We start from the raw sequence: 15,002 nt of genomic DNA, 5'->3' as shown, positions 1-15,002 counted from the left end.
AGCGATGTCGGCGGAGAAGGTAGCGATTGTAACGGCAGGCGGCAGCGGCATGGGAGCTGCCGTGGCGAAACGTCTGGCCGCGGATGGCTACAAACTCGCGATCCTGTCCTCTTCCGGCAAGGGAGAGGCGCTGGCGCAGGAACTGGGCGGCATCGGCGTCACCGGCTCCAACCAGTCCAATGACGATCTCCAGCGGCTAACGGATTTGACGCTCGAAAAATTCGGCCGCATCGATGTGCTGGTCAACAGCGCCGGCCATGGTCCGCGCGCCTCCATCCTCGAGATCACCGACGAGCAATGGCATATCGGCCTCGATGTCTACCTCATGAACGTCATCCGCCCGACACGGATCGTCGCCCCCATCATGGTGAAACAGAAGGCGGGCGCCATCGTCAACATCTCGACTGCCTGGGCTTTCGAACCGAGCAGCATGTTCCCGACATCCGCCGTGTTCCGCGCCGGCCTTGCCTCCTATACCAAGATTTTCGCCGATACCTATGCGGCCGACAATGTGCGCATGAACAATGTGCTGCCCGGCTGGATCGACAGCCTGCCGGCAACGGAGGAGCGCCGAGAGAGCGTGCCGATGCAGCGTTACGGCAAGAGCGAGGAAATCGCCGCAACCGTGGCATTCCTTGCCTCTGAGGGGGCGGGATATATTACCGGTCAGAATATCCGCGTTGATGGCGGGTTGACGCGGTCCGTTTGACCGGTCGACCTTTCCCATTCCTCATCCCGTGCCTGTCGCAGGAATTGTGAGCGGTTCGAAAAAAAGTTCTTTGCACCGATAAAAGAAAACGCCCGCAACATCGTTACGGGCGTCTTTTATCCAAGATGTGGCTTTCTCTCAGAAGAAGCCTTTGCGCTGCCACCAGCCGCCCTTGCGCGGCTTTGGTTCATCGCCTTCAGGCGTTGCGGGTGAGCCGGAAGAGGTCACCACCGGCTCCGAATGCGAGACATTACTGCCTCGGTTCGCGCGGACCTTTTCTTCGTTCGCCGTTGTTTCCGCTTCCGGAGCGAGATCGGCCGAGGCTTCACCTGCTTCTTCGATGGCGACGTCGACAACGGTTTCCTTGACGATCACCGGCTCTACCGTTTCAACGGCTTCTGCCTTCGGTGCTTCTTCGGTTTCAGTCTTTACTTTCGCCTTGCGGGTGCGGCGCGGCTTTTTCGGTGCTTCAACCTCAACGACGTCGGTAACCACACCTTCCACCACTTCGGCGGCGGTCGGTTCTTCATTCACGGATGCTTCGGCGGAAACCTCTTCGCTTTCGCCTTCCTCGCCGGATTCGGCGTCCGCGGCGTCGAGTGCCTCGTCTTCCGCACGGTTGCGGCGGCCGCCACGCTTGCCGCGACGGCGGCGCTTGCGCTTGCCATCCTCATCGGACGTCAGTGCTTCCGCTGTACCATTTTCGTTTTCAGCATCGGCCTCATCGGTTTCGACGCCGTCGTCGTCACCTTCGGCATCGTCGCCTTCGGACTGGGCGTCAAGCGCGCCGTTCTGGTCGTTCTGACCGCCCTTACCGCGACGACGGCGGCGGCGCTTGCGCTTGCGCTTGCCTTCCTCGCCATTGTCGCCCTGCTGCTGGCGCGGCTCGGAGGGCTGGGCCTTGACGATTTCTTCCTCGTCTTCGTCCTCTTCCACCTCTGCGACGAAATCGTCTTCCTCTTCGACGAAGTTCGGCAGCATCTGGATGAGGCTTTCGATCTTCACAGGATTTTCGACGGCTTCACCGCGATCGATGGCGAAATGCTGCGCACCGACACCGGCGTCGGCAGCGATGATGATGGACACACCGAAGCGGCCTTCATAATCGACGATCGTGCCGCGCTTGTGGTTGAGCAGGTAAAGCGCCGTTTCCGGCGTGCAGCGCACAGTGATGTTGTGGGTGGTGTTGCGCAGCAGATATTCCTCGACGCCGCGCAGAACATGCAGCGCGATGGAAGATTCGGAGCGCACATGGCCCGTGCCGCCGCAATGTTGGCAGACCTGCGTGGTCGATTCCAGCACCGAAGCGCGGATGCGCTGGCGCGACATTTCCAGAAGGCCGAAATGCGAGATGCGGCCGACCTGGATGCGTGCCCGGTCGTTCTTCAGGCAATCCTTGAGCTTCTTCTCGACAGCGCGGTTGTTGCGCTTTTCTTCCATGTCGATGAAGTCGATGACGACAAGACCGGCAAGGTCGCGCAGGCGAAGCTGGCGCGCCACTTCTTCCGCCGCCTCGAGGTTCGTCGTCAGCGCGGTTTCCTCGATGGAATGCTCGCGGGTCGAACGGCCTGAGTTGACGTCGATGGAAACCAGCGCTTCCGTCTGGTTGATGATGAGGTAACCGCCCGACTTCAGCGTCACCTGCGGCTGCAGCATGCGGTCGAGCTGGGCCTCGATACCGGAGCGCGAGAAGATCGGGTGAATGTCGCGGTAAGGCTGAACCACCTTGGCGTGGCTCGGCATCAGCATCTTCATGAAGTCTTTCGCTTCACGATAGCCTTCTTCGCCCGAAACGATGATCTCGCCGATATCCTTGTTGTAGAGATCGCGGATCGAGCGCTTGATCAGCGAGCCTTCCTCGTAAACGAGGCAGGGGGCCGTGGAGTTCAGCGTCAGCGTGCGGACATTTTCCCACAGACGCATCAGATATTCGAAGTCGCGCTTGATTTCGACGCGGGTGCGGTTGGCGCCGGCGGTGCGCAGGATGACGCCCATGCCCTGCGGCACGTCCAGATCGCGCGCGATTTCCTTCAGGCGCTTGCGGTCGGCCGGCTGGGTGATCTTGCGGGAAATACCGCCGCCACGCGCCGTATTCGGCATCAGAACGGAGTAACGGCCGGCAAGCGACAGGTAAGTGGTCAGCGCCGCACCCTTGTTGCCGCGTTCTTCCTTGGCAACCTGCACAAGAAGAATCTGACGGCGCTTGATGACTTCCTGGATGCGATACTGCTTGCGCGGCTTGCGGGCGACGCGGTCCGGAACCTCTTCCATGGCGTCTTCGGCGCCGACGGATTCGATCACTTCCTTCTCGTGATGATCGTCATCGTCGTCGTCATCGTCGTCATTGCCACGGCGAAGACCCTCGACTTCCTCGGAAATCGTGTCGGTATCGACCATGGCGGCCATTTCGCCGCCGGTGCTGCCCTCGTCTTCGGAAGACGCTTCGGCGGCCTCGGCCGCAGCGGCTTCTTCTTCCGCCGTCTTCTTCTTGGCGCGGGGGCGGCGGGTGCGTTTCTTCGGCTTTTCTTCCTCAGCGGGTGTTTCTTCCGCGACGACCTCGACGGCTGCTTCTTCGGTAACCGCTTCCACAACGGGTGCAGCTTCTTCCGTGACAACGGTCTCGGTGGTTTCGCTTGCGGAAACAATGCCGACATCCGGCTGATCCACCTGCGAAAGGTCGATCATGGGCGCACCGGGCTCGGGGGCGTCTGCAGATTCGAAATCGTCGCTGCGGCGATGATCCTCGGCTTCTGCTTTCAGCAGGGCCTGTCGGTCAGCGAGCGGGATCTGGTAATAATCCGGGTGTATTTCCGCAAAGGCGAGAAAGCCGTGGCGATTTCCACCGTAATCGACGAAGGCCGCCTGAAGCGAGGGCTCAACGCGGGTGACCTTGGCAAGATAGATATTGCCGCGGATCTGTTTCTTGTGCTCCGATTCGAAATCGAATTCCTCGATCCGGTTCCCACGGACAACGACTACGCGTGTCTCCTCTTCGTGGGAGGCGTCGATAAGCATTTTGTCTGCCATGTAAGCTGTGCTCCTCGGCGCAGCCTTGTTTTATACGAGAACAGGCCCGCCACACGGACGAGCCTTTCATATGAGTGCAAGGATGTGCCGGAAATGAAGTCTCCTGCCGGGCGTCCGTAAACTGGCAGCATCCGGACCGACGGCGAGGCGCTTGGCCTGCTCCTGGTATCCGGTTCATGTGAAAACTGCTGCGACATCATTGGCCAGGCGGAACGACAATAATATATAGACCCCTTGGGATCCGATGAATTTGCTCTCCTCAGAGCGGCGGTGGCAGCGCCACCGGGTAGGTCTCCGGCCACGGCCGGAATTGATCGAGTTTCAGGATAAATGTAACGACGGCAGATGATTGCCCGATTTGCAGCGCCAGCGTCTTTTTCGATTGGCAGCCGGCGGGCATCTATCCCGTCAACACTTTTAACCCTCATCCGTGTTGTATGTTTTCTCTGTCACAATAGCAATAGGCTGGCTAAATATGCCATATTATTGGTGGAATTTCCGGGTTAACAATTGGTTCACCAAGGCCTGCGATTGTGGGGCGCAAACGCGCAAACTATCGTACGGCGTGGTTGAAATGGCGCTGTTACCGGCGTTTTTCCTTGCCGTTTATCGAAAATAACTGAAATACGGAATTTCTTGAAGGCCATGAATTTCACGCGCAACGCAGCGATATTCTGTGGGAGAGGGCGGCTTGGCGCGCGAATCGCGCGGCTTGCGTCGGCTCTGGCATTTTCCGTCGCCGCTTCTTTCTCCGTCGCGCAGTCGGCCCATGCCGTGGAGCCGCTCGTTGTCCATCAGGCGCGGATCATCGGCGATGAGGCGCGCACGCGCATCGTTCTAGACTTCGCCGAGGAGCCGGAATTCGATGTTCACTATCTCGATTCGCCCGCCCGCATCGTTGTGGACTTTCCGGCGGTGAATTTCAGCTTCCCCGCATCCGACCTGAAGCCGACCGGTCTTTTTTCGGATATCCGTTTCGGCACCATGGGGCAGAACAGCGCCCGGATCGTGCTGACGGCGAAAAAGCCGGTTCAGGTGGCGGTTGCCGAAACCAAGAAAGCTGATGGAGGCCAATCTTTCCATTTCGTGCTCGATACGGAAATCACCACCAAGGGCAAGTTCGCGGAGCTGGTGAAGCATCAGCAGTGGCGGACACCAGCGCCGGTGACAACTGCAGCGATCACGCCCGACGGCAAGACGTCGCGGCCGGCGGAATTCGTCATCGCGGTCGATGCCGGCCATGGCGGCATCGATGCGGGCGCCAGCGGCGGCACTACCGGTACCGAGGAAAAGGTCATCACGCTGACTTTCGCCAAGGAACTTGCCGAGCGGTTGAACCGCGAACCTGGTATAAAGGCGTTCCTCACGCGCGATTCCGATACTTTTCTCGCCTTGTCCGAACGGGTGACCATCGCCCGTCAGAACAACGCCAATCTCTTTATTTCCCTTCATGCGGATACGTTGAGACAAAAGGGCATCCGTGGCGCGACGGTCTATACGTTGTCGGACCGGGCGTCGGACCGGCAGGCGCAGGAACTGGCGGAGCGCGAAAACAAGTCCGACCAGATCGCGGGTGTTGCCGCCTCCAGCGAGCCGCCTGAGGTCGCCGATATTCTTCTCGATTTCACCCGCCGCGAAACCCAGGCCTTTTCTGTGACGCTGGCCGAAAACATCGTCTCCTCCTTCGAGGGGCAGGTGGGGCTCATCAACAACCCGCACCGTTACGCCGGTTTCATGGTGTTGCGCGCCCATGATGTGCCGTCGGTGCTGCTGGAACTCGGTTTCCTCTCCAATCCGGAAGACGAAAAGCTGCTTCTCGATGGGGAGTGGCGCAAGAAGGTGGCCGATACGCTCGCAACCGCCATTGGGCGATACCGCGCCAAGGCCATGGCAAATGGCGGCTGAGAGGGCTGCCTGCGAAGCGGCAATGCTGTTGCAGACCTGCCATTGACCGCTGAAAACCTGTTCAATTCTTGGGTCTTGCGGACGATTGCGAAGGCGAAGCCCTATTTTACTCACATTCGCCGCGTTACTCGGAATGCGGATTCGGTGGCAATCTGCAAAGCGTCCTGAGCGCGATTGCGGACTGCCGCCCGGTAACATATCAGCGAATGCTGCCGTATCCGGCTTGTCATAGAAGGTATGGTGTGCAAAACGGCACGCGATATGCAAGGATGCGCCCGTATATCGTCGGGCGTTGATGGTTACGATTCGAATTATCGGTAGCTTAGTATGATCAGACTGATTGGATATTTTTTCGGCTTGGCCAGCGTGCTTTTTCTGTGCGCAGCCGCCGCCGGTGCAATTTATTTGCACGGCGTGACAAAGGACCTGCCGGATTACGCAGTTCTGAGCACCTATGAGCCGCCGGTGACGACCCGCGTGCATGCCGGCAACGGCGCGCTGATGGCGGAATATGCGCATGAAAAACGCCTTTTCCTGCCGATTCAGGCCATTCCCGACCGCGTGAAGGCCGCTTTCCTTTCGGCGGAAGACAAGAATTTCTACAATCATCCGGGTGTGGATGTCTTCGGCCTCGGCCGCGCCATTCTCGTCAACATCCAGAATCTCGGCTCCGGCCGCCGTCCGGTCGGCGCCTCCACCATCACCCAACAGGTGGCGAAGAACTTCCTTCTGACCAACGACCAGACCATCGACCGCAAGCTCAAGGAAGCCATTCTGTCCTTCCGCATCGAGCAGACCTATTCCAAGGACAAGATTCTCGAGCTTTATCTCAACGAGATTTTCTTCGGCCTGAACTCCTACGGCATTGCCGGTGCGGCGCTCACCTATTTCAACAAGTCGGTGACGGAACTGACGATTGCGGAAACCGCCTATCTCGCGTCGCTGCCGAAGGGCCCGGCCAACTACCACCCGATCCGTCGCGAAAAGGCTGCTCTCGAGCGTCGTAACTGGGTGATCGACCGTATGGCCGAGAATGGCTATATCACTGTGGACGACGCGACGGACGCCAAAAAGCAGCCGCTTGGCGTCAATCTGCGTCGCGGCGGCGCCCATATTTTCGCATCCGATTATTTTGCCGAGGAAGTCCGCCGCCAAATCGTCGAGAAATACGGCGAGGAAGCGCTTCTCGAAGGCGGGCTATCGGTCCGTACCTCGTTCGATCCGCAGATCCAGATGGAGGCGCGCAAGGCTCTCCAGGACGGTCTGGTTCAATATGACGAGCGTCGCGGTTTTCGCGGCCCCGTAGAGCAGATCGATACAACGGGCGACTGGACGGCGGCGCTCGCCAAGGTCAAGGGTTTGCGCGACGTTCCGGAGTGGAAAATCGCCGTGGTCCTCGCGGTTGCGGCCGATGGAGTCGATATAGGCGTGCAGGCGGATGCGGAAACGGAAGAGGGCGACAAGCGTACGCGTGGCCATATCGCCGCAGAAAATATGCGCTGGGCCTTTCGCGACGCGACGGGTAAAAAGGCGACCACCAAGTCCCCGGTCGGCGTTCTGGCCGTCGGCGACGTGATTTATGCGCAGCCGCTTGCCAAGTCCGGTAATGAATATCGCCTGCGCCAACCGCCGAAAGTGCAGGGCGGCATGGTGGTGATGGATCCGCATACCGGACGTGTTCTGGCCATGGTCGGCGGCTTCTCCTATGCGCAGTCGGAATTTAACCGCTCGACGCAGGCGATGCGCCAGCCGGGTTCCTCCTTCAAGCCGTTCATCTATGCGGCGGCGCTCGACAATGGTTATACGCCGGCATCGGTCATACTCGATGCGCCGATTGAGGTCGTTTCCGGCGGTCAGGTCTGGAAGCCGCAGAATTACGGCGGAGGATCTGCGGGTCCGTCGACCCTGCGTCTCGGCATCGAGAAATCCCGCAATCTCATGACCGTGCGTCTGGCGCAGGACATGGGCATGAATCTGGTCGCGGAATATGCGGAACGTTTCGGCATCTACGACAAGATGCCGCCGCTTCTGGCCATGTCGCTCGGTTCCGGTGAAACAACCGTCATGCGTATGGTCTCTGCCTATTCGGTTCTCGCCAATGGCGGCAAGCAGATCAAACCGACGCTGATCGACCGTATTCAGGACCGCTACGGCAAGACGATCTTCCGGCATGAGGAACGCGCCTGCGAAGGCTGCAACGCGACAAGCTGGCAGAACCAGGACGAGCCTGTGATCGTCGACAATCGCGAACAGGTTCTCGACCCGATGACCGCCTATCAGACGACCTCAATGCTGGAAGGCGTCGTGCAGCGCGGCACGGCGGCCGGCAAGATCAAGGTCGATCTGCCGGTTGCCGGCAAGACGGGCACGACAAACGATGAAAAGGACGCCTGGTTCGTCGGTTATACGCCGGACATGGTCGCCGGCCTCTATATCGGCTTCGATTCGCCGGCGCCTCTCGGCCGCGGCGGCACGGGCGGCTCGTTGTCGGCGCCGATCTTCGGCGAATTCATCGCCGATGCGGCCAAGCACATGGAGCCAAGCAAGTTCATCGTTCCTGCTGGCATGAACTTCGTCGCCGTTAACCGCAAGACCGGCATGGCGGCGGTCGAGGGCGAGCCGGACACCATCATGGAAGCCTTCAAGCCCGGCACCGGTCCCGCTTCCACCTTCTCTGTCATCGGCGATGACGGATACATGTCGCAGGAAGACATTCTGAAGACCTCGCCGCAGGCGCAGCAGGCCATCACCGGCGGTGGCGGCGGTCTTTATTGATATCACTCCTGACGTTTGGCGGGGGCGCGGGTCTTTACATCCGCGCCCCCCGCATTTATTTGAGCAACGAGTTTCAATGAAGGTGAAGAACCAGCGAAATGCGCAATGAAATCGTGAACGTAGTCGACGAAATCAAGCAGGCCATAAGCCTGCTGAGGAGGCATCTTTGACTGGGAACAGGCGATAAGACGACTGGACTGGTTGAATAACAAGGCAGAGGATCCGACCCTCTGGAACGATGCCGCTGAGGCTCAGAAGCTGATGCGCGAGCGCCAGCAGCTGGATGACAGCATCAATGGCGTCAGGGCGCTCGAGCAGCAGCTCAAGGACAATATCGAGCTGATCGAACTCGGCGAGATGGAAGGCGACGACGAGATCGTCAAGGATGCCGAAGACGCGTTGAAGGCACTGAGAAGCGAAGCGAACCGCCGTCAGGTGGAAGCCATGCTGTCAGGCGAAGCCGATGCCAACGATACCTATCTCGAAGTGCATTCCGGCGCCGGTGGTACCGAAAGCCAGGATTGGGCCAACATGCTGCTGCGCATGTATACCCGCTGGGCCGACCGTGAAGGTTTCAAGGTCGAGGTGCTCGAAGTTCACGACGGCGAAGAAGCCGGCATCAAGTCCGCGACGATCCTCGTCAAGGGCCACAATGCCTTCGGCTGGCTGAAGACGGAATCGGGCGTGCATCGTCTCGTTCGTATTTCGCCCTATGACAGCAATGCGCGTCGCCATACGTCGTTCTCTTCCGTCTGGGTTTACCCGGTGGTCGACGATTCGATCCAGATCGACGTCAACGAAAGCGATTGCCGCATCGATACCTATCGTTCATCCGGCGCCGGCGGCCAGCACGTCAACACCACCGACTCGGCCGTGCGGATCACGCACATTCCGACCGGTATTGCCGTTGCCTGCCAGCAGGAGCGCTCCCAGCACAAGAACCGCGCCAAGGCGTGGGACATGCTGCGCGCCCGCCTCTACGAGGTGGAGTTGCAGAAGCGGGAAGAGGCAGCCAATGCGCAGGCCGCTTCCAAGACCGATATCGGCTGGGGCCACCAGATCCGTTCCTATGTTCTGCAGCCTTACCAGCTGGTCAAGGATCTGCGCACTGGTGTGGAAAGCACTGCACCCGGCAACGTGCTGGACGGCGATCTGAACGAGTTCATGGAAGCCGCTCTCGCGCACCGCATCAGCGGCGGCGCGGATGTGGAAGTCGCGGATATCGACTGACGCTTCAAGTGCGTCGATTGAAGAAGATTACCCTCGCAAACCCATTGCGAGGGTTTTTTCGTTGGAGAACAAGCATGAAACAGGCGCTCTATATCGTCGACGTCCAGTCGAGCTTCAATCCGCCGGCTGCGCTGGTGGCGGAAATATCCGCTCTCGCCCTGACAATGCCCAGTATCGCCACCGTCGAGCGCCATGACGAAAGCGTAACACCCTTTGAGCGGCAACTCGGCTGGAAACCGGGCAGGGACGACGAGTCGCTTGTTGCGGCAGATCGCATATTCATCAAACACGGTTATGCGCCACCCCGGGAGGTCATCGACCATCTTCTGTCGCTGAAACTCGACAGGGTGCTGGTCTGCGGCATTCAGGCCGATACCTGCGTGCTGGCCGCCGGTTTTGCCCTCTTCGATGCGGGGCTGCATCCCACGCTGTTGCCGTGGCTTACGGTGGGCTCCAGTCTCGACCGCAGCGGTGAACTCGGGGCGAGATTATGGAAACATCATTTCGGTGCGGTTCTTGGCGGCCCGGAGGCGCTGCAAGCGTAATCTTTCCCGGCCCGCGCACCGGGCCGATCAGTTTGTCGCTTTCTCGACCTTCATCTCGCCCAGCTCGTCGATCAGGATCGTCCAGCTTTCAGCTTCCTTGCTCATCGGGTCCGTTTTCAGGTAGACAGTCACGAACAAGCCGGGCGAGGCGGGCGCGCCATTCGAACTTTCGGGACGAATATCCGTGACATAGGATTTCATCTGGCTGAATTCTTCCAGTTCGATATTTTCCAGAAGTTTCGGCCCTTCTGCGGTAAAGACGATTCGCTGCAGGTAGATTTTTGCCGTGCCGTCGCCCTGGCGGATGGCGATGACCTTGTAGTAGCCGCGCGTGGGCGAGGCAGGCGGCGGCCGCAATTGCCCGTCGGGGCCTTTCACCGGCTCAAGATTGCGGTCTTCCCACATGCCGCTGCTGACGACGAAGATTGCCGAAACCGGCAGCGCGTCGATCGCTTCCGTCTGCGCGCGCGCGGGAAGCACGGCGGCGGCAAAAAGGAGGGCAGCGAGGATTGGTCTTGTCAGTTGCATGGCCATTGTCGATTGCGAGCGTCAATTGTTGAACTGTTCCGCGAGAACGCGGTCCGACCATGAACGGTCCGGATCCGAGAGAATCCTTGCCGTCCGGTCCTGCGATTGTGCAATCCGAACATGACGAACGGATTTCACCTCGGTGTGGTCGGCCACCGCGTTCACCGGGCGCTTGTCGCGTTCCAGAACATGAATATCGACCGTCACCTTATTCGGCAAAAGCGCGCCGCGCCAGCGCCGTGGGCGGAAAGCACTGACGGGGGTGAGCGCCAGCAGCGGCGATTCCAGCGGCAGGATCGGTCCATGGGCGGAGAAATTGTAGGCTGTGGAGCCTGCCGGCGTCGCAACCATCATGCCGTCGCAGATCAACTCTTCCAACCGCACCTTGCCGTCCACCTCCACACGCAGCTTGGCGGCCTGGTGGGACTGGCGAAACAGGCTGACCTCGTTCATGGCAAGCGCCGTAAACTCGTCGCCGTCGGAATCCGTCGTCGTCATGCGCAGGGGATGGAAATCATTGCCGCTCGCCACCGCGATACGCTCCAGCAGGCCGTCCACCCGGTAGTCATTCATCAGGAAACCGACGGACCCCCGGTTCATGCCATAGACCCGCTTGCCCGAATTCATCGTCTCGTTGAGAATTTGCAGCATGAAGCCGTCGCCGCCGAGCGCGACGATCACTTCAGCCTCTTCGAAAGGTGTATCGCCGTAAATGCCTTTCAGCTCTTTCAGCGCGGCCTGCGCCTCTTCGGTTGCGGAGGCGACGAAGGACAGTGAATAGGTAGAATGCGACATCCGCTTCCCTCGACAAGGCGCAGACCGGAAACCGTCCACGCAAGGCGCTGTAAACCGTTGAAGCGGCTCGAAATCTTGAAACCTCGACAGGGAGGTCGATAACAAACCGCCAGACGCACCCTTGGTACATGAAGACGGCGGCTGGCGACAAGGCCTTTCACAGGCGCAGGCGTTCCCGGACGGCGGACCGCACCCGATCCGGTCCACAGCTTCTTGATTTCCACTCACGGACAAGGGTTGCGATGCGGGGCGGCCTGATGCAGTTTGCCTAAGGCAGTCGGAATGACGAGTGGCAGGAGATGGATGTGGCGCTGAACTACGATATCTACGATGTCTTTACCGAAACGAAAATGGCGGGGAACCCGCTGGCGGTCATGTATGACGCCGATGATCTTCCCCAGGCCACGATGCAGGCGATCGCGCGGGAAATGAACCTTTCCGAAACGGTTTTCGTCAACCGGTCCAGCAATCCGGCCCATGCGGCCTCGCTGCGCATCTTCACGCCCTCGGGCGAGTTACCCTTTGCCGGCCATCCGACAGTCGGCGCGGCGGTGGCCATCGCCGAGCGAAATCGCGGCGAGGGCGATGACGACATCGATATGGTCTGCGTACTGGAAGAGCAGGTGGGTCCGGTGCGTTGTGCGGTGAAGATGCGCCCCGGTGCGGTCAGCTTCGCCGAATTCGACCTGCCGCGCAAATCGTCCCGCGTCGAGTTGCCGCTCGATCACACGGCGCTTGCCGATGCGTTGGGCGTTAGCGAAGGACATCTCGGCTTTGAGAATCACGTGCCGTCGATCTGGACCGCCGGTGTGCCGTTCCTGCTCGTACCCCTGCACAATATCGCCGCCATCAGGGAGATGGATTTCGATGCTAATCTGTGGTTGCGCACCGCGCCGCTGGTGGAAGGACGCCTGACGGCGGCCTATATCTACTGTCGCGGCGGCGTCAATCACGCGGCAAAGTTCCACGCCCGCATGTTCTCTCCGGATATGGGCATTTCGGAAGACCCTGCCACCGGTTCAGCCGCGGCCGCTCTCTCCGGCGCCATCCACCATTTCGACGGCCTGACCGACGGCCATTATCCGCTGCTCATCGAACAAGGCGTGGAGATGGAACGACCGTCTCATATCCATTTGCGTATGGACATCAAGGACGGCGAAATCGCCCGCGCCCGTATCGGCGGCCACGCGGTGCGGGTGGCATCGGGCACGTTCGAGATTTGACATCGGCATAATGGCGCAGCATTCCGGGGGTCGCGGAATTTTACGGTGGCCTCACCCTGTTTGCGCCGGTAGAGGTGCCGATCCTGTCATGCTTGACATCTATCGCGACCCAGGTTCTAAATTCCTCAGCCTCTCCGCAAACTGTTGGAGATGCGCTTAATAACTCACGGTTTCCGCACATAGAGGTCCCAATGCGCCGAGTCCCTTCTCAAAAAAATCACCTTGGAGTTTTTGAGAAGTTGAGGGTTCATGCGCACTTTGAATCTGGGCATCCTCGCCCATGTGGACGCAGGTAAGACTAGCCTTACGGAGCGTCTCCTTTTTGACGCCGGTGTGATCGACAAGCTGGGCAGCGTCGATACCGGCAATACGCAGACAGACAGTCTCGAACTGGAACGGCAACGCGGCATCACGATTAGGGCCGCCGTCGTCTCTTTCCTGATCGGCGATACTAACGTCAATCTCATTGATACGCCCGGCCACCCCGACTTTATCGCGGAGGTGGAGCGGGTGCTGGGTCTGCTCGATGCAGCCGTGGTCGTCGTTTCCGCCGTGGAGGGCGTGCAGGCCCAGACGCGTGTATTGGTGCGGGCGCTGCAACGTCTTGGCCTGCCATTCCTGTTCTTCATCAACAAGGTCGACCGAGTCGGTGCGCGTTATGACGAGGTTGTGAACGACCTCGCCAGTCAGTTGCGGGTGCGCCCGGTCGCTATGTCGACAGTCACCGATGCGGGCGGAAAGCGCGCGCGGGTGGCGGCAACCGATATGGGGAGCGAACCATTTTTCACCGGTCTCTGTGAAACGCTTGCGGACAACGATGAAGAGTTGCTGCATGACTATCTTTTGACGCCAGACTGGGCGGACCTCGAAAAACTTTCGCGATCGCTCAGGCAGCAGACTGCCCGCGGGTTGGTGCATCCGGCTTTTGCCGGTGCGGCAATGACGGGGGCCGGTTTGCCGGCTTTGATTTCGGCTATTACCGACATGCTGCCCGCTCGTAACCCCGATCCCGACGGTGAGGTCGTAGGAAAAATCTTCAAGATCGAGCGCGGATGGGGCGGTGAAAAACTGTCCTATCTGTACCTTGAATCGGGAACGATCCGGCTTCGGCATTATCTGCCTATGCCGCGGGGGTTGGCGAGGATCACGGGAATACAACTCTTCAAGGACGGTCGCGTTCAAAATACGACAAGTCTCTGCGCTGGGCGAATTGCCCGCGTCACCGGTCTTGCCGGAGCGAGGGTTGGCGACCGGGTGGGTGTGAACGTCGTTGCCGGTGGCGCATTTCATTTTGCGCCGCCTACACTCGAGACGCGCGTCGTTTCTCGGCAGCCGTCCGGACACGCGGCCCTGTGGCTGGCGCTCAACCAATTGGCCGAGCAGGATCCGCTGATAGGTTTGCGAAGGAACGATGAGACAAACGATGTTTTCGTATCGCTCTACGGTGAGGTGCAAAAGGAGATCATTCAGTCTGAGTTGTCGACAGGTTTCGGTATCAAGGCCGATTTTGAAGACAGCACGGTTATCTGCGTGGAAAGGCTTTCCGGCATCGGGCAGGGGCTTCAAATCCTGTTTAAGGAACCCAACCCGTTTCTCGCAACCGTGGGGCTTCGCGTCGAGCCCCGCGCGGCTGGCACCGGCAACAGCTTTGCATTGGAGGTGGAAATCGGCCAGATGCCGGCAAGCTTCTATCGTGCGGTGGAGGAAACCGTATTCGAAACGCTGAAACAGGGTGTCTTCGGCTGGCAGGTGCAGGATTGTCACGTCGCAATGACGGCTGCGCGGCATACCTCTCCATCGAGCACTGCTGCGGATTTCCGGCAACTGACGCCGTGGGTGTTGGCAACGGCGCTCAAGGAAGCGCAAACCTTCGTTTGCGAGCCGTTCGACCACTTTCATCTCGAAGCACCCGCCGCAGCCATGACGCGGTTGATCGCCCTGCTTGCCAAGGCAGGGGCGGCCCCTGGAAACTCTGTTATCTCCGGGGGCGTGGCAAGGCTTGAGGGGACAATTGCGTCTGCGGCGGTTCGGGGTATCCAACAGCGGCTGCCGGAACTGACCAGCGGCATGGGCGTGATGGAAACATCGTTCGACCACTATGCGCGAACTGACAATCCCCCACCTCCGCGCCGGCGCTCAGGTTCCGATCCGTTCAACGAGCGGGACTATCTACTGCGCATAGGCCGAAATGCAGAATGACCGCCGCTTAGTCCGCGACGGTCATTTATTAAAGCATATCTCCCAAAAGCGTGCAGCGTTTTCGGG

10 protein-coding genes are annotated in these 15,002 nt (G+C 59.7%); 7 read left to right on the top strand and 3 right to left on the bottom strand.

Going from position 1 to position 15,002, the window contains the following annotated elements:
* The first annotated feature begins 4 nt into the window (after positions 1 to 4).
* Positions 5 to 709: an SDR family oxidoreductase gene (locus tag BS627_RS06605; protein WP_077982403.1), complete on the top strand. Its 705-nt coding sequence runs from the start codon at positions 5 to 7 to the stop codon at positions 707 to 709.
* A 138-nt stretch (positions 710 to 847) separates the two neighbouring features.
* Here the strand turns inward: BS627_RS06605 and BS627_RS06600 are convergent, their stop codons facing one another.
* Positions 848 to 3,736, bottom strand: a complete 2,889-nt coding sequence (locus tag BS627_RS06600) for an Rne/Rng family ribonuclease (protein WP_077982402.1) — start codon at positions 3,734 to 3,736, stop codon at positions 848 to 850.
* Between the two features lie 645 nt (positions 3,737 to 4,381).
* On the opposite strand from BS627_RS06600, the gene BS627_RS06590 reads away from it, so the two are divergent.
* From BS627_RS06590 to BS627_RS06575, 4 genes are all read left to right on the top strand, one after another.
* Positions 4,382 to 5,641 carry an N-acetylmuramoyl-L-alanine amidase gene (locus tag BS627_RS06590; RefSeq protein ID WP_077982949.1) on the top strand — a complete coding sequence of 420 codons (1,260 nt, stop codon included), beginning with the start codon at positions 4,382 to 4,384 and terminating at the stop codon, positions 5,639 to 5,641.
* A gap of 327 nt (positions 5,642 to 5,968) precedes the next feature.
* A complete protein-coding gene (locus BS627_RS06585) occupies positions 5,969 to 8,416 on the top strand; it encodes a penicillin-binding protein 1A (RefSeq protein ID WP_077982401.1) in 2,448 nt (815 codons plus the stop codon).
* 98 nt (positions 8,417 to 8,514) lie between these two features.
* Positions 8,515 to 9,646 (top strand): peptide chain release factor 2 gene (prfB, locus tag BS627_RS06580; protein ID WP_103036232.1). Its coding sequence is split into 2 segments (ribosomal slippage): positions 8,515 to 8,583 and positions 8,585 to 9,646, totalling 1,131 coding nucleotides; the frame shifts between segments, so codons are not numbered across the junction.
* A 74-nt stretch (positions 9,647 to 9,720) separates the two neighbouring features.
* Positions 9,721 to 10,191 carry a cysteine hydrolase family protein gene (locus tag BS627_RS06575; RefSeq protein ID WP_077982399.1) on the top strand — a complete coding sequence of 157 codons (471 nt, stop codon included), beginning with the start codon at positions 9,721 to 9,723 and terminating at the stop codon, positions 10,189 to 10,191.
* A 27-nt stretch (positions 10,192 to 10,218) separates the two neighbouring features.
* Here the strand turns inward: BS627_RS06575 and BS627_RS06570 are convergent, their stop codons facing one another.
* Both BS627_RS06570 and BS627_RS06565 read right to left on the bottom strand, forming a co-directional pair.
* On the bottom strand, positions 10,219 to 10,719 hold the full coding sequence (locus tag BS627_RS06570; protein WP_077982948.1) for a hypothetical protein: 501 nt from the start codon (positions 10,717 to 10,719) through the stop codon (positions 10,219 to 10,221).
* Positions 10,720 to 10,740: 21 nt separating this feature from the next.
* The gene (locus tag BS627_RS06565) at positions 10,741 to 11,514 is read right to left on the bottom strand and encodes an NAD kinase (protein ID WP_077982398.1); all 774 of its coding nucleotides are present in this window, start codon (positions 11,512 to 11,514) and stop codon (positions 10,741 to 10,743) included.
* Between the two features lie 305 nt (positions 11,515 to 11,819).
* On the opposite strand from BS627_RS06565, the gene BS627_RS06560 reads away from it, so the two are divergent.
* Positions 11,820 to 12,737 carry a PhzF family phenazine biosynthesis protein gene (locus BS627_RS06560; RefSeq protein ID WP_077982947.1) on the top strand — a complete coding sequence of 306 codons (918 nt, stop codon included), beginning with the start codon at positions 11,820 to 11,822 and terminating at the stop codon, positions 12,735 to 12,737.
* Positions 12,738 to 12,986: 249 nt separating this feature from the next.
* Positions 12,987 to 14,936, top strand: a complete 1,950-nt coding sequence (locus BS627_RS06555) for an elongation factor G (RefSeq protein ID WP_077982397.1) — start codon at positions 12,987 to 12,989, stop codon at positions 14,934 to 14,936.
* The last annotated feature ends 66 nt before the right edge of the window (positions 14,937 to 15,002 follow it).

The sequence above is a fragment of the Agrobacterium salinitolerans genome (assembly GCF_002008225.1).
Lineage (GTDB): Bacteria > Pseudomonadota > Alphaproteobacteria > Rhizobiales > Rhizobiaceae > Agrobacterium > Agrobacterium salinitolerans.
The sequence above is the reverse complement of the archived record's forward strand: the minus strand, read 5'-3'. Positions and strand labels throughout refer to the sequence as shown.

Excerpts from the sequence above, each read along its gene's own strand:
- BS627_RS06605 (WP_077982403.1), top strand. The coding sequence starts at position 5 with ATGTCGGCGGAGAAGGTAGCGATTGTAACGGCAGGCGGCAGCGGCATG.
- BS627_RS06600 (WP_077982402.1), bottom strand. The coding sequence starts at position 3,736 with ATGGCAGACAAAATGCTTATCGACGCCTCCCACGAAGAGGAGACACGC.
- BS627_RS06590 (WP_077982949.1), top strand. The coding sequence starts at position 4,382 with ATGAATTTCACGCGCAACGCAGCGATATTCTGTGGGAGAGGGCGGCTT.
- BS627_RS06585 (WP_077982401.1), top strand. The coding sequence starts at position 5,969 with ATGATCAGACTGATTGGATATTTTTTCGGCTTGGCCAGCGTGCTTTTT.
- BS627_RS06575 (WP_077982399.1), top strand. The coding sequence starts at position 9,721 with ATGAAACAGGCGCTCTATATCGTCGACGTCCAGTCGAGCTTCAATCCG.
- BS627_RS06570 (WP_077982948.1), bottom strand. The coding sequence starts at position 10,719 with ATGCAACTGACAAGACCAATCCTCGCTGCCCTCCTTTTTGCCGCCGCC.
- BS627_RS06565 (WP_077982398.1), bottom strand. The coding sequence starts at position 11,514 with ATGTCGCATTCTACCTATTCACTGTCCTTCGTCGCCTCCGCAACCGAA.
- BS627_RS06555 (WP_077982397.1), top strand. The coding sequence starts at position 12,987 with ATGCGCACTTTGAATCTGGGCATCCTCGCCCATGTGGACGCAGGTAAG.